15 protein-coding genes are annotated in these 18,272 nt (G+C 42.6%); 9 read left to right on the forward strand and 6 right to left on the reverse strand.

Features of this window, described 5'->3' with window-relative positions:
• Positions 1 to 16: 16 nt before the first annotated feature.
• Together PBT90_RS09610 and PBT90_RS09615 are read left to right on the forward strand one after the other, a co-directional pair.
• Positions 17 to 817 (forward strand): tetratricopeptide repeat protein, encoded by an 801-nt coding sequence (locus tag PBT90_RS09610; RefSeq protein ID WP_264810213.1) that lies wholly within the window; start codon positions 17 to 19, stop codon positions 815 to 817.
• Positions 818 to 947: 130 nt separating this feature from the next.
• Positions 948 to 1,703: a polyprenol monophosphomannose synthase gene (locus PBT90_RS09615; RefSeq protein ID WP_264810214.1), complete on the forward strand. Its 756-nt coding sequence runs from the start codon at positions 948 to 950 to the stop codon at positions 1,701 to 1,703.
• Here PBT90_RS09615 and PBT90_RS09620 read toward each other — a convergent pair.
• Complete coding sequence (locus PBT90_RS09620; protein ID WP_264810215.1) at positions 1,678 to 2,895, reverse strand: ABC transporter permease; 1,218 nt, start codon at positions 2,893 to 2,895, stop codon at positions 1,678 to 1,680. The two genes, PBT90_RS09615 and PBT90_RS09620, sit on opposite strands and share 26 nt — an antisense overlap.
• 39 nt (positions 2,896 to 2,934) lie before the next feature.
• Between PBT90_RS09620 and PBT90_RS09625 the strand changes: the two genes are divergently transcribed.
• The 7 genes from PBT90_RS09625 (at position 2,935) to PBT90_RS09655 (ending at position 10,092) form a co-directional block, all read left to right on the forward strand.
• The gene (locus PBT90_RS09625) at positions 2,935 to 4,122 is read left to right on the forward strand and encodes an exo-beta-N-acetylmuramidase NamZ family protein (RefSeq protein WP_264810216.1); all 1,188 of its coding nucleotides are present in this window, start codon (positions 2,935 to 2,937) and stop codon (positions 4,120 to 4,122) included.
• 48 nt (positions 4,123 to 4,170) lie between these two features.
• Positions 4,171 to 5,094, forward strand: coding sequence for a methionyl-tRNA formyltransferase (gene fmt / locus PBT90_RS09630; RefSeq protein WP_264810217.1), 924 nt, complete (start codon positions 4,171 to 4,173; stop codon positions 5,092 to 5,094).
• 90 nt (positions 5,095 to 5,184) lie between these two features.
• Positions 5,185 to 6,111 carry a DUF4412 domain-containing protein gene (locus tag PBT90_RS09635; protein ID WP_264810218.1) on the forward strand — a complete coding sequence of 309 codons (927 nt, stop codon included), beginning with the start codon at positions 5,185 to 5,187 and terminating at the stop codon, positions 6,109 to 6,111.
• 63 nt (positions 6,112 to 6,174) lie between these two features.
• The gene (locus PBT90_RS09640; protein WP_270132958.1) at positions 6,175 to 6,678 is read left to right on the forward strand and encodes a dihydrofolate reductase; all 504 of its coding nucleotides are present in this window, start codon (positions 6,175 to 6,177) and stop codon (positions 6,676 to 6,678) included.
• Positions 6,678 to 7,463: an SDR family oxidoreductase gene (locus tag PBT90_RS09645; RefSeq protein ID WP_270132960.1), complete on the forward strand. Its 786-nt coding sequence runs from the start codon at positions 6,678 to 6,680 to the stop codon at positions 7,461 to 7,463. The genes PBT90_RS09640 and PBT90_RS09645 overlap by 1 nt, the downstream gene beginning before the upstream one ends.
• Positions 7,460 to 8,710 carry a competence/damage-inducible protein A gene (locus PBT90_RS09650; protein ID WP_270132962.1) on the forward strand — a complete coding sequence of 417 codons (1,251 nt, stop codon included), beginning with the start codon at positions 7,460 to 7,462 and terminating at the stop codon, positions 8,708 to 8,710. The genes PBT90_RS09645 and PBT90_RS09650 overlap by 4 nt, the downstream gene beginning before the upstream one ends.
• Before the next feature lie 95 nt (positions 8,711 to 8,805).
• The gene (locus PBT90_RS09655) at positions 8,806 to 10,092 is read left to right on the forward strand and encodes a dihydrolipoamide acetyltransferase family protein (protein ID WP_264810222.1); all 1,287 of its coding nucleotides are present in this window, start codon (positions 8,806 to 8,808) and stop codon (positions 10,090 to 10,092) included.
• Between the two features lie 31 nt (positions 10,093 to 10,123).
• Here the strand turns inward: PBT90_RS09655 and PBT90_RS09660 are convergent, their stop codons facing one another.
• The 5 genes from PBT90_RS09660 to PBT90_RS09680 are packed head-to-tail and all read right to left on the reverse strand — an operon-like array spanning position 10,124 to position 18,108.
• Complete coding sequence (locus PBT90_RS09660) at positions 10,124 to 12,985, reverse strand: PAS domain-containing hybrid sensor histidine kinase/response regulator (RefSeq protein ID WP_270132965.1); 2,862 nt, start codon at positions 12,983 to 12,985, stop codon at positions 10,124 to 10,126.
• The gene (locus tag PBT90_RS09665; RefSeq protein ID WP_270132967.1) at positions 12,985 to 13,995 is read right to left on the reverse strand and encodes a PDC sensor domain-containing protein; all 1,011 of its coding nucleotides are present in this window, start codon (positions 13,993 to 13,995) and stop codon (positions 12,985 to 12,987) included. Before PBT90_RS09665 ends, PBT90_RS09660 begins: the two co-directional genes overlap by 1 nt.
• Positions 13,996 to 14,018: 23 nt before the next feature.
• Positions 14,019 to 14,258, reverse strand: coding sequence for a hypothetical protein (locus PBT90_RS09670; protein WP_270132970.1), 240 nt, complete (start codon positions 14,256 to 14,258; stop codon positions 14,019 to 14,021).
• A complete protein-coding gene (locus PBT90_RS09675) occupies positions 14,255 to 14,671 on the reverse strand; it encodes an OsmC family protein (protein ID WP_264810226.1) in 417 nt (138 codons plus the stop codon). The genes PBT90_RS09670 and PBT90_RS09675 overlap by 4 nt, the downstream gene beginning before the upstream one ends.
• Before the next feature lie 59 nt (positions 14,672 to 14,730).
• A complete protein-coding gene (locus PBT90_RS09680) occupies positions 14,731 to 18,108 on the reverse strand; it encodes a methylmalonyl-CoA mutase family protein (protein ID WP_264810227.1) in 3,378 nt (1,125 codons plus the stop codon).
• Positions 18,109 to 18,272 lie beyond the last annotated feature (164 nt).

The raw sequence follows: 18,272 nt of genomic DNA on the forward strand, positions 1-18,272 counted from the left end.
TTTTGTTCATTTAGTCATGAAACGATTTTTACGTATACTGACTACAGTATTAATATATTCCTTTGCCTTCTCATGCTCAGAAAACATTCAAAGCATAGAAAGTCTTTTTAATAATGGGCATTATGAAGAAGCTATAGAAGAGGTTAATCACTATATGTTTTTTCATGTGACAGATATCAAAGCCCTACACATCAGAGCCAGAAGTTATGAGGAACTGGGAGAGCTGGAAAAGGCTCGTGCAGATTATGAGCGAATTCTGGATATAGATAATCAATATGCAGGAGCTCATGCAGGATTAGGGAAATTGCTTTTTGATCAAGAAGATTATAAAAATGCTGAATTGAGACTGCTGAGGGCAGCTACTTTAGACCCAAACAATTTTGACATTTACTATTTATTAGGTCGAACCTTACTGATGACAGGTAATTTCAAATTGGCCGAAGAAATGCTTAGAAAAGCATCCGATTTGGAACCAGAATTTCCCCAAGCCTATTTTTATACAGGCATAGCGCTAGCCAAACAAGGAGATGCCTTAGGTTGTGCGGCCATTTTCAATACTTACCTGAAGTACGAGCCAGATAATATGGTCGGACGCTACAATAGAGGTTTTGCCATGATGAATGCAGGATTTTTGGAATGGGCTATCGAAGATTTCGATGCAGTCCTGAAGAAAAACCCAAACCATATAGAAGCTATGGCAAAAAAGGGGCTTTGTCTGGCAAGTATGGGAGATTCGGAGGGCTGTTTACTGCTGCAAAACGCTGCTAATAAAGGAAGTAAATATGCCAAGGCCCAGCTGCAGGTTTGCAATGGCTGACCCCCTGCCCCCCGGCATATAAACAATTCCTTAAGTTTCACGACTAGAAATTTTGCCTCCTAACCAAAATTTGTAGAAAGCATTCTGCTTAAATCCTCGGTAAAGCTTACTTTTGGCCTTTCCCGTACCTATGAAGCACCACAAACTCGTCATAATCCCCACCTTCAATGAAATGGAGAATATCCAGGAAATGATCCAAAGCATCATGCAATTGGAGGGTGATTTTGAACTTTTGGTCATAGATGACGGCAGTCCAGATGGTACGGGTAACCTGGTCAAAGAACTACAACTCACTTTTCCAGATAGACTGCACCTCATAGAGCGCCAGGGCAAATTAGGCCTTGGAACTGCCTACATCACAGGATTTAAATGGGCCTTAGCGCGGAAATATGATTTCATTTTTGAGATGGACGCTGACTTTTCCCATAACCCTGAGGATTTAATCAGACTATACGAAGCCTGCGCAGACCGCACCTTTGATTTAGCCATAGGCTCCCGGTACATCACTGGAGTGAATGTGGTCAATTGGCCTATGGGAAGGGTATTGATGTCCTATTTTGCAAGTGTCTATGTCAAATTCATAACAGGTTTACCGGTGAAAGACGCCACTGCAGGATTCAAATGCTATCACAGGTCTGTATTGGAGGGAATCAAACTCGATGAAGTGAAGTTTGTCGGCTATGCTTTCCAGATTGAAATGAAATTCACCAGTTGGAAACTAGGTTATAAACTCATAGAAGTCCCGATTATATTTACTGACCGTACCAAAGGCACTTCAAAAATGAGCAGAGGAATATTTAAAGAAGCGGTCTTTGGAGTAATCTGGATGAAAGTCAAAAGCCTCTTTAAGCCCTACCAGCCTAATCGAAGCGTATCGACTGTATAGGATTAACCCGTGAAATCACCATCACTGGTATCCAGAGTACCGCTGCCGTCAGCAAAGTAATCCCCAAGTTTAGCATCAGAAAAACCGGCCAATTCCAGACGATGGGTACATAATCCATGTAATAACTTGCAGGATCCAGAGGGACCAGCTTGAAATACTTCTGGAGAAAGCCCAGCCCGAAACCTATCGCATTGCCGATCAGTAGACCTCGGGATAGTATATTGATCCCATTCCAGAAAAATATCCTCCTGATCTGCATATTAGAAGCCCCTAGAGCTTTTAGCAGGCCGATCATTTGCGTTCGCTCCATGATCAGAATAAACAGGATAGCGCCCATGTTGAAAATCGCAACAAAACCTATCAAACCTACAAAGACATACACATTGGTATCCAATAGCTTGAGCCAATCAAAGATCTCCAAAAACTTCTCATCACTTCGGATTAGCTTTAAATCAAAATTCATATTACCCTCTATTTCAGGAGTATATTCATCCAGGTTATTTTGGTTTTCTACAAAAATCTCAACCCCACCTATTTGATCTGCTTTCCAATCGTTTAATACTCGGATAGTTTGAAGTTCACCGATTACAATCTTCTCATCAAAGTTTTCCAGATAAGTTTCAAAAATCCCAACTACTTCTACCCTTCTAAATCTTGGCGGGTCCTGGACGAAGTAAAGTGTGATTTTATCCCCCACACTCAATAGCAGTTTATTGGCAATGTGCTTACTGAGCATGACTTCATTACTGCTACCTTGATCCGGAATGTGGATCAGCCTTCCTTCGGTGAGATATTTTTTAAAACTGAGCGAATCAAAGTCCTGCCCCACTCCTTTCATTATTACACCTTCCACTTCCTCCTCACCTTTGATCAGAGCGGCTTTATGGGCAAAAGATTGGACCTTGGTGATAAAAGGGTGTTGCTCGTAAGTCTGAAAAAAGCTAGAATCCACCGAAAAGGGAGCCTCCTCAAAAGAATTGCTCATGGTAAACCGCTGCACCTGATAATGGCCAGTAAAGCCGTACACCTTCTCAGAAACAGTGCCCTGAAATCCACCCAAAACCATAAAAGCCAAAAGCGAAACCGCAAGCCCTAGCGCTAAACTGCCTACAGCTATCTTGTGTATGGTGGCCGAAAATCCCCCAGCATTCTTAAAACTGATTCTTTTGGCAATGAAATAGGAAAGGTTCAAAGGACTGCTTTAATTTGTTTAATCAGTCCGCAAAATAGCATGAAGCAAACGAAACTTACACCCTTTATCTACTTTTTGAGTTTTACACTCCTTTTTCTTACACATTCCCCTGAATCGCAAGCTCAGCAAAACCCTATTCGCACAGGAGCGGAGCAGCCCGAGCTATACCTGGAGCTGCTTCAGGGTAAAAATGTAGGCATAGTAGCAAACCAAACCAGCATACTTCCCCAGTCCGGCAACCAGCATGTGGTTGATTTCCTTTTGGCAAAAGGCGTAAACATAAAAAAAGTGTTTGTCCCAGAGCATGGCTTCCGCGGACAGGCAGATGCAGGGGAAAAAGTAGATAATTCAGTAGATGCCAAAACCGGCCTTCCGATTATTTCACTCTATGGAAATAATAAAAAGCCAAAACCTGCGCAAATCGCAGACCTCGACCTCCTGATATTTGACCTGCAGGATGTAGGCACACGCTTTTACACTTACATCAGCACCATGCATTACCTGATGGAAGCAGCAGCCGAAAACGGCAAACAAGTATTGATATTTGACAGACCCAACCCCAATGGAGATTACATCGCAGGTCCGGTTTTGAAAAAAGGCTTCGAAAGCTTCGTAGGCATGCATCCCATACCAGTAGTACATGGGCTCACCGTAGGAGAATTGGCACAAATGATCAATGGTGAAAAGTGGCTGAAAGCTGGTGTAACCGCAGATTTGCAGGTGATTCCTGTCGCCAATTGGAATCACGACACTCCTTATGCACTTCCTGTAAAACCCTCTCCTAACTTACCTAACGACCTTTCTATCCGGCTCTATCCAAGTACCTGTTTTTTTGAGGGAACTGTGATTTCACTGGGGCGCGGTACCTACTTTCCATTTCAGGTTTACGGCTACCCCGATCCAAAATTCGGTGATTTCACCTTTACTCCTGTGAGCATTGACGGAATGTCTAAAAGTCCCAAACATCAAGACAAAATATGCTATGGAGTCGATTTAAGAAATGAAGAGTTGACTCACCGGTTTTCTCTTAAATACCTACTTGATGCTTATGAAAAATCCGGTAAAGGCCAGGCATTTTTCACCAATTACTTCAACACCCTAGCTGGTACAGATCAGCTGAAAAACATGATCATAGCCGGCAAAAGCGAGGCTGAAATCACTGCAAGTTGGAAAGCGGATTTGGAAAAGTACAGTACGCTTCGTACCAAATACCTTATTTACGATTGAGTATAAAAATCGAACATCATAAATTTCGATCCTCAAATTAATCCTGCGATGAAAAAGAATCTCCGAATAATATATATGGGCACGCCGGAATTCGCCGTCCCTGCTTTGGAACTGTTGGTAGAAAACGGGTGGAATGTAATCGGTGTGATCACTGCTCCTGATAAGCCAAAAGGCCGTGGACAAAAGCTAGTTCCCTCCCCGGTAAAGGAAGCAGCCCTCAAACATGGACTGCATATTATGCAGCCTACCAATCTGAAATCACCAGAATTCCAACGCAATTTGAAAGAATTAAACGCTGATTTACAGATAGTGGTGGCGTTTAGAATGCTTCCTGAGGCTGTTTGGAGCATGCCGCCACTGGGTACTTTTAACCTGCACGCCTCACTGCTTCCGGATTATCGGGGCGCAGCTCCCATCAACTGGGCCATTATCAATGGGGACGAGGAAACGGGAGTTACTACCTTTTTTTTGCAGCATGAAATCGACACTGGGAGTATTATTTACCAAGAAAAAGTACAGATTCTCGAGGAGGATAATCTAGGCTCAGTGTATCAAAAATTGATGGATGTAGGCTCCAAACTAGTACTTCAGACTGTGCAAGACATCGCAGAAGACAAGGTGAAATCCTATCCTCAGGATGAATCAAAAGCCATCCATCACGCCCCGAAGATTTTCAAGGAAACCTGTGAAATCAACTGGGAAAACTCAGCTGAAAGCATTCATAACCTGATACGAGGGCTTTCTCCCTATCCAGGAGCTTGGACTAAATTTGACGGAAAAATATGTAAAATATTCAAATCCAGGGTTTTAACTCCAGGAAATTCAGCCCTTAAACCGGGGGAACTTACTACAGATAATAAGAACTTTTTGAAAGTTCAGACAGGCAGAGGAATGCTTGACATACTAGAACTACAAATAGAAGGGAAAAAGCGAATGAAAACGGAAGATTTATTACGCGGGTATAAGTTTTAGGAAGTGCGAACACAGAAAATATCATCCGTAAATATTTCGATATTACGTTGATTTTTAGGAAATTGAACCTATCTCAAAATTTGTTTGATCATGAAAACGCTAAGATTTATTTACATTCTTTCTGCACTATTACTTTTCACGACGCTCCCCTCCCAAGCTCAATTTCTAAAGAAAATCCAGAAAGCTGCCAATCGGGGGATTGAAAGAGCCATAGAAGACAAAGTGGAGGAAGAAGCTTCCAAAATGGCTCAAAAGCAAATCGAGAAGATTTTCACTGATATGTATGGTGAGGACTCGATTGGTTCCAGTGGAATGGATATGAGCAAAATCATGAAAGGTTTAGGTGAGCCTGTGGATACAGAAGAGGCTTATCCATTCCTTGGCTATGTAGTGCTAGAGCTCAACTCCACCGATGAAAAAGGTAAAAAACAGGATCCCGTGCAGTTGAAGTCCTATTTGGCGGAAAATGCAGAATATACAGGGATGGAGCTGAATGATCCTAAAAATCCGGACGCAACTACAGCCATGGTCTTCGATACTAAAAACCAGGCATCAGTGCTATTTCTGGATAATAAAGGGGAAAAGTCCAGCTTCGCTTACAAACTGGATCTGGATGGTGTGGATGAAATGACTGAAGAACAAATCGATTCCAATCTAGAAGATGAGGATATGGTTCTTGAGAAAACCGGTAACACCAAAGACATCCTCGGGTACACTTGTGAAGAGTACCATGTGAAGAGTAAAGATGGAGAAGGTTATTACTGGGTCACTGAAGAGCCGATAGGAGGATACCAGGCATTTTGGAGTAGCAATAGTCCTATGATGACTTCCAAAGCACAGGAGAAATATGCGGAACGATTTAAAGATCTTCCCAAAGGAAATTTTATGGAAATGACCTATACCTCAACCGATGGAAGTAAAGTGGATATGAAAGTGATAGAAATCGAAGAAAATGCACCCAAAACCTTTACCATGGCAGAATATCCAAACCTCATGAATTCAATGGGACAGAATTAATTCTGTCCTTTTTTATTTTTTCAAGATTTCCTGCCTGTTATCTTCAAGGCAATAAGAACACATATGAAGATTTCTCTCATTGCTGCATTGGCAGAAAATAATATTATTGGAAAAGAAAATGACTTGGTCTGGAGACTCCCAGATGATTTCAAAAGGTTTAAAGCATTGACTTCCGGTCATTACATCCTCATGGGACGAAAAACCTTTGAATCACTTGGAAAGCCACTCCCCAATAGAACACACCTAGTAGTCACCCGAAATGCTGAATACCAAGTACCTGAAGGCCATTATGTATTTCAAACTGTAGAAGATGCCTTTATTTTCTCTCAAAAAATGGGCGTTGATCATCTTTATGTGATAGGTGGAGGGGAAATTTACAAGCAGACCTTGCCGCTGGCCGATGAGCTAGTCCTCACCGAGGTAAAGGCCAAGCCCGAAGGGGACACCAAGTTCCCCGAATTTGACAAAACGAAGTGGAAAATAACTTTCCAAGACCATCACCCGGCAGATGAACGGCATCTATACCCCTTTACCTTCATTACATACGAAAGAATTTCCCCAAAATAATGTCCAAAAAAGTTATTTGGATCACCGGAGCCTCTTCAGGAATCGGTGAAGCCACAGCCTACCAATATGCTAAAGAAGGATGGCATTTAATCCTCTCGGCAAGAAACGAAGCTGCACTGAATCAAGTCAAGCTTGCATGTCTAAACCCTGAACATTGCTATGTGCTGCCGCTGGACTTGGCAGAGCAATCCACTTTCAGGGAAAAAACAGCTGAAGCTATCGCGGCATTTGGGCAGATAGACGCTATTCTACATAATGGCGGCATTAGTCAGCGCTCCCTGATTCGTGAAACTAGCCTGGAAATAGACAGAAAAATCATGGAAGTCAACTTCTTTGGTACTGTGGCCTTAACGAAAGAATTGCTACCCCATTTCATCCAAAGGCAAAGCGGCCAATTTGGTGTGATCTCCTCTTTGGTAGGAAAATTCGGATCACCTTTCAGGTCAAGTTATGCCGCTTCCAAGCATGCGCTGCATGGTTTTTTCGAATCACTGCGTGAGGAACATTACCGGGACAATATAGCTGTGACCATGCTCTGTCCCGGATTTATCAAAACAAATGTCTCAAAGAATGCTTTAACTGCTGATGGCACCCCGCTCAATGAAATGGATAATGCCCAAGAAAATGGAATGAGTGCCGAGGACTGTGCAAAGGAAATTTATACAGCACTCAAAGCTAAAAAACTAGAAGCCTATATAGGAGGCAAAGAGAAAATGGGCATTTACCTCAAACGATTTGTACCTACACTATTCACCAAAATCCTTCGCAAATCAGATGTAAGATGAAAGTAGTCAGAGCAGAAATAATAGCCATAGGTGACGAACTACTCTATGGTCAGATCATGGACACGAACAGCCACTGGATCAGTCAAGAACTTGATCTTAGGGGAGTAAAGGTAGTCAGGAAAACTACCGTAGGTGATGATAGAAAGGACATTTTAGCAGCTTTCAGTGCCGCCGAATCCAGAGCAGATCTGGTCCTGATCACCGGTGGCCTAGGTCCTACCCAGGATGATCTGACCAAACCACTGATGGCGGAATATTTTGATTGCCCTATTGAGGAAAACCCAGAGGCGGTAGAAGCTGTCACAGAATTTTTCAAAAAGAGAGGAAGAGAGATCACCCCACTGAATATACTCCAAGGTCACCTCCCTGCTTGCTGCACTTATGTGCCAAACGAGGTTGGGACCGCACCCGGGATGTGGTTTGAGCAGCATGATACCTATTGGATGTCTATGCCCGGCGTACCACATGAAATGAAAAAGCTGATGCAGGATTTTGTGCTTCCAAAACTGCCGGTGCTCTTTGAGCTTCCCATAATTGTGCATCGCATGATTAAGACTGTAGGCATTGGAGAAAGTTGGTTGGCAGATTTGATCAGAGATTGGGAGAATGCTTTGCCTAAAAACATCCGTCTGGCTTACCTCCCATCCCATGGCCATGTTAAGCTACGGCTGACTGGCTTTGGTACAAATAAAGCCGAAATCACGGAGGCCATAGCCCAGCAAATCAGCCTGGTCCTGCCTAAAATCAATGAGTATGTATATGGCTACGATACGGAAACGCTGGAGACTGCCATAGCGAAGCTTTTGACAACTAAAAAGAAAACAGTAGCTTTAGCAGAAAGCTGCACGGGAGGATATATATCGCATTTGATGACCTCTATCCCAGGGAGTAGCAGTTATTTCCAAGGATCAGTAGTTCCATATCATAACCAGTTCAAGTCCGAAATCATAGGTGTAAAGGAAACTACTCTGGAGAAATTCGGTGCAGTAAGTGAGGAGACGGTAAAAGAAATGGCTACAGGAGTACGTTCTCTATTTCGTTCAGATATAGGGTTAGCTAGCAGCGGGATTGCCGGTCCAGATGGCGGGACAGAATCAAAACCTGTGGGTACGATTTGGATTGCCTGTGCTATGGGAGATCAGGTGGAAACCAAGAAATTGCAACTGACACAGGACCGACTTCTGAACATACAATTAACTGCTGTCGCAGTGCTTAATTTATTAAGAATATGTTTTTCAAAAATTTAACAAATAAAATTTTCATTGAAAGGCTTTGCACTCTATTCGATAAAATTTAATTTTAATTGTTGAATAAAAACCCAATATTTCACTAAATAACTACCATGGCAATTGTAGAAATGCTGATGCCCAAAATGGGCGAAAGTATCATAGAGGGCACCGTGCTCGCCTGGCTAAAGCATGAAGGCGACACGATAGAGCAAGATGAGTCTGTATTGGAAGTAGCCACTGATAAGGTAGATACAGAGGTCCCATCTACTCATGGAGGTATACTGAAACAGATTCTAGCCAAAGAAGGTGATGTTATCGCTGTAGGTGCACCTATTGCTTTGATCGAAACTTCAGATAAAGTAGAAGAAGCAGTTGAAGAAATAAAGCCGGAAGACCCAAAAGCAGAGCTGATGGATTTGGCTCCGGAGAATACTGCAGCTTTGATAAATCCCCCTGAAAACCAACCCCAAAAACCAGAGGATGATAGGTTTTATTCCCCCTTGGTCCAGAGTATAGCCAAGGAAGAGGGGATTTCTGCAAGTGAACTTGCCAAGATAGCCGGAACGGGAAAAGATGGACGAGTGACTAAACAAGATATGCTGACTTATGTGGCTTCTAAAAATGCCAAGAAACCAGTAGAAGAATCACAGCCTTCCATCTCCGCACCTATTTCCGCAACAAGTATTTCGGGAACAGACGAAATCATAGAAATGGACCGGATGCGAAAAATGATCGCGTCCAGAATGATAGAATCAAAGCGTATTTCTGCTCATGTCACATCCTTTGTAGAAGCAGATATGACCAATATCGTACTGTGGAGAGAGCGAAATAAACTGGACTACAAAGCTAAATTCGGCGAATCCATCACTTACACCCCGTTTTTTATAGAAGCAGTGGCCAAGGCGATCAGAGATTTCCCTATGATCAATATTTCAGTCGATGGTGACAGAATCATTGTAAAAAAAGACATCAATGTGGGTATGGCTGTGGCACTTCCTAGTGGAAATCTGATCGTGCCCATCATCAAAAATGCGGATCAGCTCAATATCGTAGGAATTGCCAAAAAAGTAAATGAACTCGCTAATCGAGCTAGAAACAACAAACTTACAGCAGATGATCTGGCAGGAGGCACATATACGGTATCCAACGTAGGTTCTTTTGGAAATGTAATGGGCACTCCGATTATTCCCCAGCCACAAGTAGCAATTTTGGCCGTGGGTGCGATCGTCAAAAAACCAGCCGTAATCGAAACGCCAACAGGTGATGTGATCGGAATCCGGCACAAAATGTTTCTTTCGCACTCCTACGATCACCGTGTGGTGGATGGATCTTTAGGAGGGAAATTTGTGAAGCGGGTAGCAGATTACCTGGAGGCTTTTAACATCAACACTTCGCTTTAAATCAAAAATAGCCGGCTTCCACCGGCTATTTTTAATTGCTTTTCAGCTGTCGGACTTTCAAGGCATATTCCTTTAGTTTCTCCGCCAAAACCGCCAATCGAATAGGCTTATTTAAGTAATCATCCATTCCGGCATCTTCTGCTTTTTTGTGGTCCTCATCAAAAACGTTTGCAGACAATCCTATCACATAGACTTTCCCTTTTTCTGCGAGCTGTCTTATCCTACGAGTAGCTTCCAGACCATTGACCACTGGCATCTGTACATCCATCAGCACTAACTCATACTCTTTGGCTTTCACTAGCTCCAACACCTCCAGGCCATTTTTGGCTACCTCAAACTCATACCCCAGCTGCTCCAGCATCAAAGTCATCAATTGCAAATTCAACTCATTATCCTCTGCTAAAAGCAACTTAATAGGATACTCCTCAGCCATTCCATTCCAATTGGTTCGGGCTGGTAGAGAACTTTCCTTGATATCCATTTTCCCGGCTTCCGCTCTTTTGGTCAGTACAGAAAAGGAAAAAGTAGACCCTAGCCCAGGCTCACTGCAAATAGTCAACTCCCCTCCCATTAACTCCACAATTTTGTTTGCTATCGCCAGGCCTAGTCCTGTGCCTTGGAAAGATCTAGAACTGGAACTTTCAACCTGATAAAACGGATCAATCAATTTGGGGATAGCTTCTTTAGCTATGCCTATGCCACTGTCTTTTACCTCACATTTGAGATAGAAGAGATCCTTAGAAATTTGCTCTAGTTCTAGGAAAACCTTTACTTCTCCCCCTTTGGGAGTAAATTTGACGGCATTTCCTACTAGATTTAGAATTATCTGATTGATTTTACCGGCATCTGCCTCCATCATATCGGAAGTTCCCGGTCCATGATTTGTGATAAGTTTGATATCCTTTCGCTGTGCCAGTCCATAAAAAATATCAACCTGCTTATCCAGCTCCTCTGCTGGTGAGAATATCATAGGGTTGATGTCAATTTTACCAGCCTCTATTTTCGAATAATCCAGAATATCCTTAATGATACGCAATAGTGAATTTCCGGAGTTTTGGATGATCTCCAGGTATTCCCGCTGCTCTTCATTCAAATCGGTCTGCTCTAGCAAATCTATGATTCCTAGCAAACCGTTCATGGGAGTCCGGATTTCATGGCTCATATTGGCCAGGAATTCCGACTTGGCTCTACTGGCCTGATCTGCAGCATTCATCGCCTCCACTAAGCCTTGCTCCCAAATTCGCTGACTGGTAATTTCTTTGGTAATGGACATCATCTGCTGATCATCCAGTGGAAAATACCGCACTTCAAAAAACTGCTTTCCATCCTCTCCTTCCAGTTCCAAATCTACGGTTTGGATTTGTCCAGTTTCCCTTGCTTTATCAAACGCTATTCTCACGTTGGTAACGTCACCTTCCGGAAGGATCTCAAAGAGAGACTTTCCTTTTAAATCAGGAGATGATGAAATGAATTTTTGTTTTTTGATATAAAAGTCAAGAATGATCCCTGAATTATCAAAAATGAAAAGAATGTCCGGTATGTTTTCGATCAGATTTTGAAGCCTTTTTCCACTTTCTATCAATTCTTGCTGGCTATTGTACTGAGTAGTAACATCTGTGCATATACCTAGCCCCCCATTAAACCTGCCTTCTGCATCAAAAATAAGTTTCTCAAACAATCTCAACTGCACTACTTCTCCGGAAGGCTTGCGAAATTCATACTCCAGGTCTATAAACGATTTGTTTTCACCCAAAGCTTCTATGACTAGATCTTTAACTTTAGACACATCAGAATTAAACACAGTACCCGAGAAAGCATCCAGAAATTCCTTCTTGCTATGCCCGAGGACTTGCTCTACTTCATTGGATACGCGGGTTATTTCCCCTTTATAATTATGGAAAAATATAAATCCTTTCAGCTCTTTGAGCAATAGGTTCTGCTGGTCAAAAAGCTCGGATATTTCCTCTGAATTCTTTTTCAAGGTACGCTGGGACTCCAAGTTCTGCTGAAGGGAAATGGTAAAGAAAACCACCGTCCCGGTGAGCAGGAGTATTAACCCTATAAAAAGTAAAAAATAGGTACTGTAAACCCCACTGGTAATGGTTTCAGATTCGATCATAAAAAGTAGGGAAGCATGCTCCACCAAATCTCCATAATCAAAAGGATACTGAACCAAAATACCCTCTCCAGACCTTTCATTATCCTTCCAGTCCACCTCATATATCCCGATTACCCCTATGGAATAATCTTGTACCATGGCTTTATGGCTTTCCTCATCAAATTCCAGATGATCAAACCTCGCACGTTGATTAAGGTTCTGAAGGGAATTATCCAAAGACAACAGCTTAACCCCTCCATCATTTAAATAATAATGCGTGACAAAGTCACGGGTAAACCGAACCAGGTTTAATGTAAAGGTCAATTGAAATCTATTATCGTGGCTGGACAATTTCAATAAGGACTCCTGCTGAACATGACTGGGGATTTTCTGCTTTAACCTCTGTCTGATAAAATCATTTCTATCAGTCATGGTAAAGTACACTGCCGAATCAGCTAAGTTCATATACAGTGTATCGATTAAACCCGGATACCTATTGAACAATCGTCTGGTGAGGGCGGTGAGCTCTGCTTTATAATCCTCTGCGTCTAAGCCATCGTCAATCAAAAAAGCCAAGATATACTTGCTCTCTTCTTCAAAACGATCTATCTCCAGTTCGATCCCAGAAGCTGCAAGTTCGGTCTGCCGGCGCAAAAACTCTTTTCTGGACTCGATCTGAGTATCAGTAATAGCCCTGAAAAAACTTACGCCCAAAGCAATCACCAAAACTACTAAGCCTCCACCCAGTAAGACGGTTAGCCAGAATTCACGTTTAAAAGTTAATTTTTTCCTCATCAGGGCTTGGACTTGATTTCCAATAAATACCAATCCAACAAGTTGAATGGTACGGAATAGGCTACTTCTGGGCTGAACGTATCTTCAAACTCGAATTTGCTTTTCTTCTCCAGGATAAAAGCCTTCGCCATCTCACGTACTTCCCGGTTTTTACTGTTGAATAAATTATAATCCGAAATCCTAAAGTTATCAGCCCGGATTGATTCCCGATACACATGATTCAACAGCGGTGGAAAACTTAGTGCTTCAATAGCCGAGGCATTTCCCCCCACGATATCGCCTTTGTAATTTACAATTAAAAAGTCTGTTTCGTCCTGATAGAAAAAATGATTGATAATGTCATCCACCGTAATATCCAGACCTATCACTGCATACAATTCATCTCCATCATAAACTGGCTGTACCAATGACAAAATCCATCCCCGCCCAGCGGGATCAATATATACTTCGGGAATCCAGACCGGGCCCCTAGAAGGATTATGTTTTTCATCTGCTTCGTAGTAAAAATTGAAATTGGAGAGGTCTAGGTCAGGTTCCAATAAGGTCTTCGCATCGTAAGCAGGAAAAACCCGGGACATTTGATCTGCAGTGTTGAAATAGGCTTGCGCGAGAATGTCGTATCTATGATAAATGTTATAAAAAGCACTGTCCATGGCATTGGTAAGATGCACATTTTCTAAGGCTCGTTCATAGTCAGGGGTAGACTCCATTATCACCACTGAGCTCAAGGTAGAGTCTGAAGAAGGAGTATTCACCGAAAACCCATCTACTAACTCATACTTGGTCTTATTGGCATATGGCAATAAACTATCACGATTTGCCAGCAGAAACTCAAAATGGTCTTTCAGCAGAATAATCTCATCACTGAGCACCTGAAGCTCTCCCTCCATCTCTTCGATGATAAACTCATCTAATCGAACACCTTCATCATTCTCGGATTCTGATGGAGAGGAGCTACAGGCAATAGTAAAAAGTGAAAGGATGAAAATCCAAGGTAACTGTCTGGTCATTGGGATAAAGGCTAGGTCGAAAATTATAAATTTTCAGCCTCCGCACGAAATGAATTTCCCATTTCCTTGAAGCGTTGCTTCACTTTCTCGAAAAAACCTCCAGTCCAAAAAATCTCCAGGTCCTTTTCCTCCAGCACATCCATTTCACTGAGTTTGAAGGTCTGTTCCATAGGCCCTAGCTCAAACTTCATGATGTATTTATTGTTCCAGGAGAATACACTGATGCGTATATCCTCCTGAACAAATTCTTGAACTACTCTCATTTCGGTCTTTTTACTTCAGAGGTGTAGGTGATTGGGGCTTTGAGTGAGGAAGCAACCGAGCAATACTTATCTACAGATAGCGCTACCACCTTGGCAAACTCCTCTTCTTTGGCATCAGGTGAAACCAAAATAAATTTCAAACTAAAAGCGGTATAAAAAGCCGGAATCCCATCATTTCTCTCTCCTTCTACTTCTACGATAAGGTCCTCTACCGTTTTTCTCTTCTTTTTCATCATCTGTACTGCATCCACAGATGCACAGGATCCTAAGGCCGACAAGATCAATTCCATCGGTGATTGGGCCTTTTTATCCTCTGGGTCATACATGTCTATATTTACTACATTTCCCTGGGGATTAACTGCATCATATTCGTGATCCGCTTTCATACGAACAGTTACATTTCTTTTAGCCATAATGCTTTCTCTTGGTTCTTTATAAATTTTTACTTGATTTCAGTTGATTGAGGTCTCACTTACATATTTCTCCGGTATTGTCCGCCCACTTCATAGAGTGCATGGGTGATTTGTCCCAAAGAACAATACTTTACTGCCTCCATTAGTTCCACAAAAATATTGTGGTTTTGGACCGCTGCCTGCTTCAGTTTCTCTAAATGCTCCTCCACTTTTGCAGGATTGGAAGCATGAAGGTTATTGAGAGTCTCGATCTGAGCTTCCTTTTCTTCTTTTTCAGCACGTATGACTTCTCCTGGGCTTACGGTAGGAGATCCCGTGGAGGAAAGGAAGGTGTTCACACCTATAATTGGAAATTCACCAGTGTGTTTCAGCATCTCGTAATGCATGCTTTCTTCCTGGATTTTACCGCGCTGATACATGGTTTCCATAGCTCCTAAAACTCCTCCCCGCTCCGTAATTCTATCAAACTCCACATATACGGCCTCCTCTACCAAGTCTGTCAATTCCTCTATAATGAAAGCCCCTTGTATAGGGTTTTCGTTTTTGGTAAGCCCCAATTCCTTATTGATAATCAACTGTATAGCCATCGCCCGCCTAACGGAGGCCTCTGTAGGCGTGGTAATCGCCTCATCATAAGCATTGGTGTGCAGAGAGTTACAGTTATCGTAAATCGCATACAGAGCCTGCAGGGTAGTGCGGATGTCATTAAAGTCTATTTCCTGGGCATGTAGAGAGCGTCCTGAAGTCTGAATATGATATTTCAGCATCTGCGAGCGTTCATTGGCGCCGTACTTCAGTTTCATCGCCTTTGCCCAGACTCTTCTGGCTACTCGGCCGATCACCGCATACTCAGGATCTATTCCATTGGAGAAAAAGAAGGAAAGGTTTGGCGCAAATTGATTGATATCCATACCCCGGCTGGCGTAGTACTCTACGTAGGTGAATCCATTGGAAAGTGTCAACGCCAACTGCGTGATGGGATTGGCTCCAGCCTCTGCGATATGATAACCTGAAATGGAAACTGAATAGAAGTTCCGAATGGCATTTTCTATAAAATACTGTTGCACATCCCCCATCAATCTAAGTGAGAATTCAGTGGAAAATATACAAGTGTTCTGAGCCTGGTCCTCCTTGAGAATATCGGCTTGTACCGTTCCTCTTACTTTGGCTATAGTCTCTTTTTTGATCTTCTGGTAAACCTCTGCAGGCAGCACCTGATCACCAGTTACGCCTAATAGCATCAAGCCAAGTCGGTCATGATTTTCCGGTAGGGAAGCATTATAGACGGGTCTGCTTAGGCCATTTTGCTGGTAGATGGCTTTGATCTTAGCTTCTACTTCTTCCTCCAGCCCATTTTCATGGATGTATAGCTCACATTGCTGGTCTATCGCCGCATTCATGAAAAAAGCAGTCATGGTAGCAGCGGGACCATTGATAGTCATGGAAACTGAGGTCAAAGGATTGACCAGATTGAAGCCTGAGTAAAGCTTCTTTGCATCATCAAGGCAGCAGACATTGACGCCAGAGTTACCGATTTTCCCATAAATATCCGGTCTGTAATCTGGATCTTCCCCGTACAAGGTCACAGAATCAAATGCAGTGGATAGGCGCTTAGCAGGTGTATCCTTGGACACATAGTGAAAGCGCTTGTTGGTACGCTCTGGGCCGCCCTCTCCTGCAAACATCCTGGTGGGATCCTCTCCTTCTCTTTTGAAAGGAAATACACCTGCAGTGTAAGGGAATTTACCCGGTACATTTTCGCGAAGTCCCCACTTTAGCAAATCACCCCAGGCTTCATATTTAGGTAAGGAAATCTTCGGAATGCGTGTTTCTGACAGAGAGGTAGCATAAGTTTTGACCTTGATTTCCTTATCTCTGACCTTGAATACGTAGAAGTCTTCTTGGTATTTGGCTGACTCAGCAGCCCAGTCTTCCAGCCATTTTTTATTTTTTGGATCAAATTCAAGCTCTACCTGAGCATACACTTCTTCCAGCTCTTTGACCAGCCTATCCTGATCCTCTACTTGAGCAGATTGGATCGCCTCTATAGATTTGGTTATGCTATATAATTTCTGGGCGATTTCCTTTTGCTCTTCCACCCAGAGATCGTAATTCCGGTTGGTTTCAGCTATCTCAGATAGGTACCTGGTTCTGGCTGGAGGAATAATAAAAAGCTTTTCGTTCGTTTCTGAATTGAATTCAAATTCACTTTTAAAAGCTGGGAAATTATCAGAAATCCTGCGGAAAAGCGTGCGATAAAGCGTATTCATACCAGGATCATTGAATTGTGAGGCAATGGTACCAAAGACCGGTATTTCCTCATCGCTGGTATCCCAAAGATGGTGATTTCGCTTGTATTGTTTTTTGACATCTCTCAGCGCATCCAAAGCCCCACGCTTGTCAAACTTATTCAAGGCAATCACATCGGCAAAATCAAGCATATCTATCTTCTCCAACTGAGAAGCTGCCCCATATTCAGGTGTCATCACATAAAGCGACAAATCTGAATGTTCTATGATCTCGGTGTCCGACTGACCTATGCCAGAAGTTTCCAAAATCACCAAATCATATCCTGCAGCTTTCACCGTGTCCACAGCATCTTGTACATACTTTGAAAGTGCCAAATTGGACTGCCTGGTAGCAAGCGAGCGCATGTAAACTCTAGGGTGGTGAATGGAATTCATGCGAATTCTATCTCCAAGCAGTGCTCCTCCCGTTTTTCGCTTGGATGGGTCTACAGAAATTATGGCCAAAGTTTTATCGGTAAAGTCCAGCAAAAACCTTCTGACCAACTCATCCACCAAAGAGGATTTCCCGGCTCCACCTGTACCTGTTATTCCCAAAACAGGAATAGAAGAGGTTTTACTTTTCTCTCGAACACTAGCTATCAGCTTTTTCGATTCTTCCGGATAATTTTCAAAGGCAGAAATCGCTTTGGCCACCAATCCTTTATGTGTAGTGCTTAAATCAGCGTCAGCAGGCAGGTCTTTGCCAATGGGAAAATCGCTTTTCTCCACTAACTCATTGATCATGCCCTGCAATCCCAGGGATCGGCCATCATCCGGAGAATAAATTCTGCTGATACCATATTGGTGCAATTCTTCTATTTCCTCTGAAAGTATGGTACCACCTCCCCCTCCAAAAACTTTGATATGCCCGGCGTTTTTCTCCTGAAGCAAATCAAACATGTATTTGAAAAACTCTACGTGACCGCCCTGATATGAAGTAATAGCGATAGCCTGCACATCTTCCTGAATAGCACAGTCCACGATCTCCTGCACTGATCTATTGTGCCCTAAATGAATAACCTCACAGCCCGTGGACTGGATGATCCTCCTCATGATGTTAATGGCAGCATCATGTCCATCAAAAAGGGAGGCAGCAGTGACTATTCGAATGTGGTTTTTGGGTTTATAAACTTGCGGTAGGCTACTCATTTTAGGTTTTTATTCTAGTTGGTTAGATTGATATCAAATGGCTGTAGAATTCCATTTTTTTCGGGAAACAAATATAACAATTTAAAAGGGTTGGGCTTTTCCGCTCAGCAGCCATACGGAATATTATTTGGACAAATTGATTTTGAAATCTTTGAAGTTGGTCC

Origin of the sequence: Algoriphagus sp. TR-M9, assembly GCF_027594545.1 — a bacterium.
GTDB classification, from domain to species: Bacteria; Bacteroidota; Bacteroidia; order Cytophagales; family Cyclobacteriaceae; genus Algoriphagus; species Algoriphagus halophytocola.